The sequence below is a fragment of the Sutterella parvirubra YIT 11816 genome (assembly GCF_000250875.1).
Taxonomy (GTDB): domain Bacteria; phylum Pseudomonadota; class Gammaproteobacteria; order Burkholderiales; family Burkholderiaceae_F; genus Sutterella; species Sutterella parvirubra.
The window spans coordinates 13,392-19,747 of record NZ_JH604955.1 but is presented as its reverse complement, the minus strand read 5'-3'; the positions used below and the strand labels follow the sequence as shown (position 1 = coordinate 19,747).

At 68.3% G+C, this 6,356-nt stretch carries 5 protein-coding genes; all 5 read left to right on the top strand.

Annotation, left to right across the window (positions count from 1 at the left end):
* The coding region (locus HMPREF9440_RS05220; RefSeq protein ID WP_148516430.1) for an ABC transporter permease at window positions 1-1,522 on the top strand (1,522 nt) is incomplete at its 5' end.
* Window positions 1,523-1,543: 21 nt separating this feature from the next.
* Complete coding sequence (locus HMPREF9440_RS05215; protein WP_008542169.1) at window positions 1,544-2,314, top strand: TatD family hydrolase; 771 nt, start codon at window positions 1,544-1,546, stop codon at window positions 2,312-2,314.
* 189 nt (window positions 2,315-2,503) lie between these two features.
* On the top strand, window positions 2,504-3,184 hold the full coding sequence (locus HMPREF9440_RS05210; RefSeq protein WP_008542168.1) for an ankyrin repeat domain-containing protein: 681 nt from the start codon (window positions 2,504-2,506) through the stop codon (window positions 3,182-3,184).
* Window positions 3,185-3,397: 213 nt separating this feature from the next.
* Entirely contained in the window at window positions 3,398-5,455 is a 2,058-nt protein-coding gene (locus HMPREF9440_RS05205) for a peptidase U32 family protein (RefSeq protein WP_008542167.1), read from the top strand.
* Between the two features lie 86 nt (window positions 5,456-5,541).
* On the top strand, window positions 5,542-6,342 hold the full coding sequence (locus HMPREF9440_RS05200; protein ID WP_008542166.1) for a DUF1266 domain-containing protein: 801 nt from the start codon (window positions 5,542-5,544) through the stop codon (window positions 6,340-6,342).
* The last annotated feature ends 14 nt before the right edge of the window (window positions 6,343-6,356 follow it).

Sequence of the window (6,356 nt, the reverse complement as noted above, 5' to 3'; positions counted from 1 at the left end):
CGACGCGATGAGCCCGGGGGCGGCGTTGGTGGCGGAACTCCTGCCCCTTACGCACTTCCTTCGCGCGCAGGCCGCCGTCTGGGTGTTGGGGAGCCCGACGCCGGTGATTCTGGAGACCCTCGGGCACCTCGGGATCTTCGTCCTCGTCTTCTTCGGGGCGGGCCTTCCGATCTACGCCCGGCGCGTCGCGACGTTTGCGGAAAAGGAACGTGACGGCGCCCCCGCGCACATCGAAACGATGCCCCGCGCCCGCGACGAAGACTACGTGGGCGTGGGCTTTTTCGGGCTCGTGCGCCGCGGGTTCGCGCGCATGGTCCTCTCGCGCGACGCCTTCATCGTGTTCGTGGTGGGCGTCGCCTTCTACCTCGTCTACTACGCCTGGCCCTACCGGAACGAGCAGATCGAGCACGTCCCCGTCGCCGTCACCGACCTCGACCGCTCGGCCGCCTCCCGCGAATTCATCCGGACGCTTTCGGCCGCCCCGGCGGTGGACCTCAAGTTCGTCGCGACGGATCCCGCGGACGCCCGGGCCGCGTTCGAGCGCCAGACGGTCGACGTGATCGTCACGGTGCCGGAGCGCTTTGCCGAGCGCCTCGCCCGCGGCGAAAACACGATGGTGCCGATCCTCGGGAACGGGGCCTATCCGGTGAAGACCCGCGCCCTGCAGGCGGCGCTCACCGCCGTCCTCACGTCGTCCGACTTCAAGTACGGCGACGCCGCGCTGGTCGAGATCGGGACCGATCCCACGTCCACCTGGGCCGCGCAGGGCTTCACGCACGGGGCGGCGCCCTCGTTGACGACCTTGAACCGCTTCAACACGATTTCGGGCTACGGCACCTACATTGTGCCCTTGGTGGCGCCCTTGATCGTGCAGGCGATCGTCGTCATCGGGGCGGCGATCACCGTCGGGCAGTGGTTGCGAAGGCGCGATCCCCTCGTCCTCGCGGCCTTGAAGCCCTCCGGCTTCGCCGCGCTCTTCACCGCGCTCTTTGCGGTCGCGCTCCTCTGGAACCTCTACGCGCAGGGGACCGAGTTCCTGCGCGCCGAATTCCCCGGGTTCGCGAACCCCGAGGGGACCTTCATCCTCCTCGTCTTCTACGCGGGGGCTTGCGCCGCCTTCGCGCTCGGCTTCACGGCGCTCTGGGGCCGCGCCCGCACGGCCGCGCCCGCCGCGGTCGTGATGAGCGCGCCGCTCCTCTTCGCCTCGGGGGGGGTGTGGCCCAAAGAACTGATCCTGAGCCCGTTCGTCCACGCCGTCGCGGCGTTCGTCCCGACGACGCCCGCGATTCCGGCGTTGGCGGCCGTGAGCCAAGCGGGCGCGGGGACGGAGACCTCGCTCCCGGCGCTTCTGCACCTGCTCGCCCTCACGCTCTTCTGGAGCGCGGTCGCCTACTGGGCGTTCCAGAAGCGTCTGGGCGGCGCCGCCGACGGCAACGGCATCGCGGCACCCGTCGTGATCCCGCCGACCGCGCCCGCCGCCTCGACGACCGCAAATTCGGTTGCGCTCCCGGCTCCACGCTGACAACCTCCGACCGACACCGACATGACGCCCTTCATCGACACCCACTGCCACCTCACCGCGCCGCAGTTCGACGAGGACCGCGACGAGATCGTCCTCCGCATGAAGGCGGCCGGGATGACCGCCGCCGTCACGATCGCCTGCGATGACGAGGACCTCCCGAAGTTGGCCGCCCTGCTCCCTCAGTACGAAGGGTTTCTCTTCGGCGCCTGGGCCGTGCACCCCGAGTATCCGGACCACCGTGAGGCGGACGTGGACGAAATCGCCGAAGTCGCCTCGCGCCCGGGGATGGTCGCGGTGGGCGAGACCGGGCTCGACTTCTACTGGTGCAAAGAACCTCTGGACTGGCAGCGGGCGCGCTTCCGCACCCACATCGCCGCGGCGAGAAAGGTGGGCAAACCCCTCATCATCCACGCGCGCGACTCCGAAGCGCAGGCCTTGGAGATCCTGCGGGAAACCCGCGCGGGCGACATGGGCTTCGTCATGCACTGCTTCTGCGGGGACGCCGAGACGGCGCTCGCGGTCGTCGACGCCGGCGGCATGGTGAGCTTCACCGGGAACCTCACCTTCAAAAAGAACGACGCGCTGCGTGAGGTCGCCCGCGCGGTGCCGCTCGCGAACCTCATGATCGAAACCGACGCCCCCTACATGGCGCCGGTTCCCTACCGGGGGAAGCGCTGCGAGCCGCAGTACTGCCTCGAAGTCGCCCGCACGATCGCGGACGTGAAGGGGCTGCCGCTTGACGAAGTTCTCCCGCAGATCACGGCGAACAGCCGCCGGTTCTTCCGCGTCTGAGCCCATCCCGCGGCCCAATTTCCGGACCTCTGACAATCGGATACGTTCTCGGGGGCTTTCAGGCCGCCCGCACCGCGCCGCCGGGCTTCCGCCCCGCGGCGCTTTTGCTAAGCTTTCCGGAGTTTCCGCCGAAAACTCGGCATCTTCCGAGGCCTTCGGCCCTGCGGCACTTCTCACCCGGACATCCCCATGACCAGCATTTCCACCCGCACCGCGGCGCTTCTCCTCACCGCCCTTTTGGGGTTCGCCTCCGCCGCGCAGGCCGCCCCCGAGGACGACCTCCGTCAGGCGACGCGAAACGGGAGCACCGCACAGATCACGGCGCTTTTGTCGGAGGGCGCCGACCCCAACCTCTTCATGGAGAACGGGGACACGCTCTTTACCTACGCGATGCGCTCGGACGCGCCCGAAGCCGCCCGCGTCATCATGGACGATCCGCGCTTCAAGACGAACCTCGCCAACCGCTTCGGCGAGACGCCTCTGATGCTTGCGGTCTTCAAGGGACAGAAGCCGATCTTCGAGGCGCTCCTCGCCCGCGGCGCGGACGTGAACGGCGCCAAGAACTGGACGGCGCTTCACTACGCCGCGACCGAGGGCCGGGACGACTTCGTGAAGGCGCTGATCGAGAAGGGCGCCGACGTCAACGCCCAGACGACGGCGGGGGTGACGGCGCTTCACATGGCGGCGAGGAAGCCCGACCGCGCCGCGGTGATGACGTTGCTGCGCGCCGGGGCCTACCGCGACCTCTGCACCGACCGCGGGCTCTCGCCCGCCGACTTCGCGAAGAACGCCGGGGACGAGGAGCTGGGCAACTACCTCGCCGTCGAGCGCTGCGCCTACAAGGGGCCGCGCCCGAAGACTGCGAAGTAAGGCGGCGACGGGAGGAGGCAAGACCGACGCTGAAGGCCGACGCTGAAAGCCGGGCGGGTTGAGAAGGCTTGAGAAAGCTCGCCCTTGCCCTTTGCGACAACTTCCGCGGGCGCTTCCCACGTCGGGGAAGCGCCCGCTTCCGTACAATGCCTCCTCAACCCGATTCCCCCCGATTTCCCCGCACCAACGCATTTGAGCCCGACACCGACCCCCATGCTTCCCCAACACGCTCTTGAACTCCTGGCGCCCGCCAAGAATCTCGCCTGCGGGCTCGCCGCCATCGACCACGGCGCGGACGCGGTCTACATCGGCGGCCCCGCCTTCGGGGCGCGTCAGGCGGCGGGGAACACCTTGGAGGACATCGCGGAACTCTGCGCCTACGCGCACCGGTTCGACGCGCGGGTCTTCGTGGCGTTGAACACGCTTTTTTCCGACGACGAGATCGAAAAGGCGCGGGAGCTCGCGTTCGACGTGGCGAAGGCCGGTGCCGACTGCCTGATCGTGCAGGACATGGGGTTGCTGAACGGCCCGCTCCCTCAGGGCATCGAACTTCACGCCTCCACCCAGTGCGACATCCGCACGCCCGAGAAGGCGGCGTTTTTGGAAGCCGTGGGCTTCTCGCAGATGGTGTTGGCGCGCGAACTCTCTTTGGACGAGATCGCCCGGGTTCGCGCGGCGTTGAAGCCCGAAACCCGCATTGAGTGCTTCATCCACGGGGCGCTGTGCGTCAGCTACTCCGGCCAGTGCTACATGTCGGAAGCGATGTTGGGCCGCAGCGCCAACCGCGGCGCCTGCGCGCAGCTCTGCCGCCTCCCCTACGACGTCTTCACGGAAGCGGGCGAACAGATCGCGAAGAAGAGCCATGTGCTCTCCTTGAAGGACAACAACCAGACCGACCACTTGGAGGCGTTGATCGACGCCGGGGCCTCCTCCTTCAAGATCGAGGGGCGCTTGAAGGACGTCGACTACGTGAAGAACATCACCGCGCACTACCGGCAGGCGTTGGACGCGATCATCGCGCGTCGGCCGGAATTGAGTCGCTCGTCCGTCGGCCGCTCCGTCTTCACCTTCACGCCGGACCCGGCGAAGTCGTTTTCGCGCTCGTCGACCGACTACTTCATCGAAGGCCGCAGGTTCGACCAACCCTATGCGCTCGCGCAGTTGGATACCCCGAAGCACACCGGCGAAGCCGTGGGCGAAGTGGTGCGCATCGAATCGGACCGCATCCTGATGCGCCCCGCGAAGGGCGTCGCCGTCTCGAACGCGGACGGGCTCACCTACGCGCACGAGGGCGACGTCTTCGGCTTTCACGTGAACCGCGCGGAACCCGCCGGTTCCGCGTCCGCTGCGGTCGGTGCGGCGTCGAAGACCGCCCGGAAGAGCCTCAAGAGCGGGAAGGAGAAGTTCGGCAGGCCCGCCGGGAAGGCCCCGGCGAAGGGACAGACGAACGCCAAGGACCAGGGCCTCACCGCGCTCTTCACCCGCGAAGCGCCCTTTTCGCTCGCCGGGCTCCAACCCGGCACGCGCCTCTGGCGCAACCGCGACCAGAGCTTCCTGAAGCTTTTGTCGCAAAAGAGCGCCGAGCGCCTCATTCCCGTCACGATGATCTTCTCGACGCACGAGGATGGGTTGGATCTCATGGTGACGGACGGGACGCACTGCGCGTCCGCCTCCGTCGCGATGGACTTGGACGCGCCGTCCGACCCGGTGAAGAACCGCGAGACGCTCCGCACCAACCTCGCGCGCCTCGGCGGCACGATCTACGAAGCGGCGGAGGTCTTCGTCCCCGAAGACCTCGACGTCTTCGTGCCGGCCTCGGTCGCGAACCAACTCCGCCGCGCGGCGGTGGAAGAGTTCGACGCGATGCGCTCGGCTTCCCGCGTGCGCCCGCAGCGCGCGCCCGTCGACCCGGCCGCCACGTACCCCGACAAATTCCTCGACTTCCGCGCGAACGTCGCGAACGCCTCCGCGCGCGCCTTCTACGAAGCGCACGGCGCGCGGGTTTTGGCGCCCGCCTTCGAGATCAAGCCGATCAAAGACGCCGCGTTGATGACGTGCCGGCACTGCATCCGCGCGGCCTTGAACCGCTGTCCCAAGACGATGCGGTTTCAGCCCGAGCGCGTCGAAGCCCTGGGGCGCGACGCCTTCAGGCCGGAACCCCTGATGCTCAAAGACAGCGCGGGCGACCTCTTCCGCGCGGACTTCCACTGCAAGGCTTCGCCCTGCGAGATGACCGTCACGCTCGTGAAGCGCCGCGGCGCGAAGGCGTAGAGGCGCAGGCCTTCGCAGACCTCCGCAGGCGTGAGATCATTTGCGCAAAGAGACCCGAGAAAGACTCCGAGAGACTCCTTTCGATCATGACCGACACCGAAACCCTCGTCACCCTGAGCCCTTCCGCCGAGATGACCGAACTTTTGGGCGAGCTCACCCGAACGCTCGAGCGTCTGAAGCGCATCCCGCGCCCGGCCGCGAAGGCCGCGGCCTTCGACGACCTGCCGGTCGTCGCGCACGCGCGGGCGATGCGCCTCTTTCTCGCGGCCTCGCGCACGGAGGACCGCTCGCCCTCGGAGCTTCTCCACCACCTCTCGCAGGAGCTCGGGATCATGAGCGCGGAGGACCTCCACGCGCGCTTCCGGACGCTCTCGGAAGGAAGCGGCGTCGCGAGCCTCTGGCGCGGGATCCAGTCGGCGGCCTCCCCGGACGCTTTGCTCAAAAACGACATGGCCTTGGGTTGGGGCGGCTTCGAGACGATGCCGGCCAAGGATTCCGAGCGCCGCGGCGCCGTCACGCGCCGGCGCATGATGACGGACTACTTCCGCGACGCGGTCGACTGGACGCAGCTCAGGGCGCTTGACCTCACGAACGCGGCCGCGTTGATTTTGGATGCCGTCGACGCGGAGATGTTCGTCGACGAACAGGCCGCGTGGTGGTTGAAGCGCGTCTCGGTGGAGGCGTCGGTGCGCGCCGCCAACTGGAACGAATGGGCGGCGTCGCTCCTCTTCGGGCGGGTCTTTTCCGCTCTGGCCGTGGGCGTCGAGGAAGCCCGCGAGGTGATCCGCCGCGACGGGGCCGTTCTGGAGGAACTCCTTCAGGGGCCCTGGCAGGCGATGCCGTGGCCGCGGGTGAAGAACGAGGCGGGCGAAATTACGGAGGGGTAAGCCTTCGGCGGGGA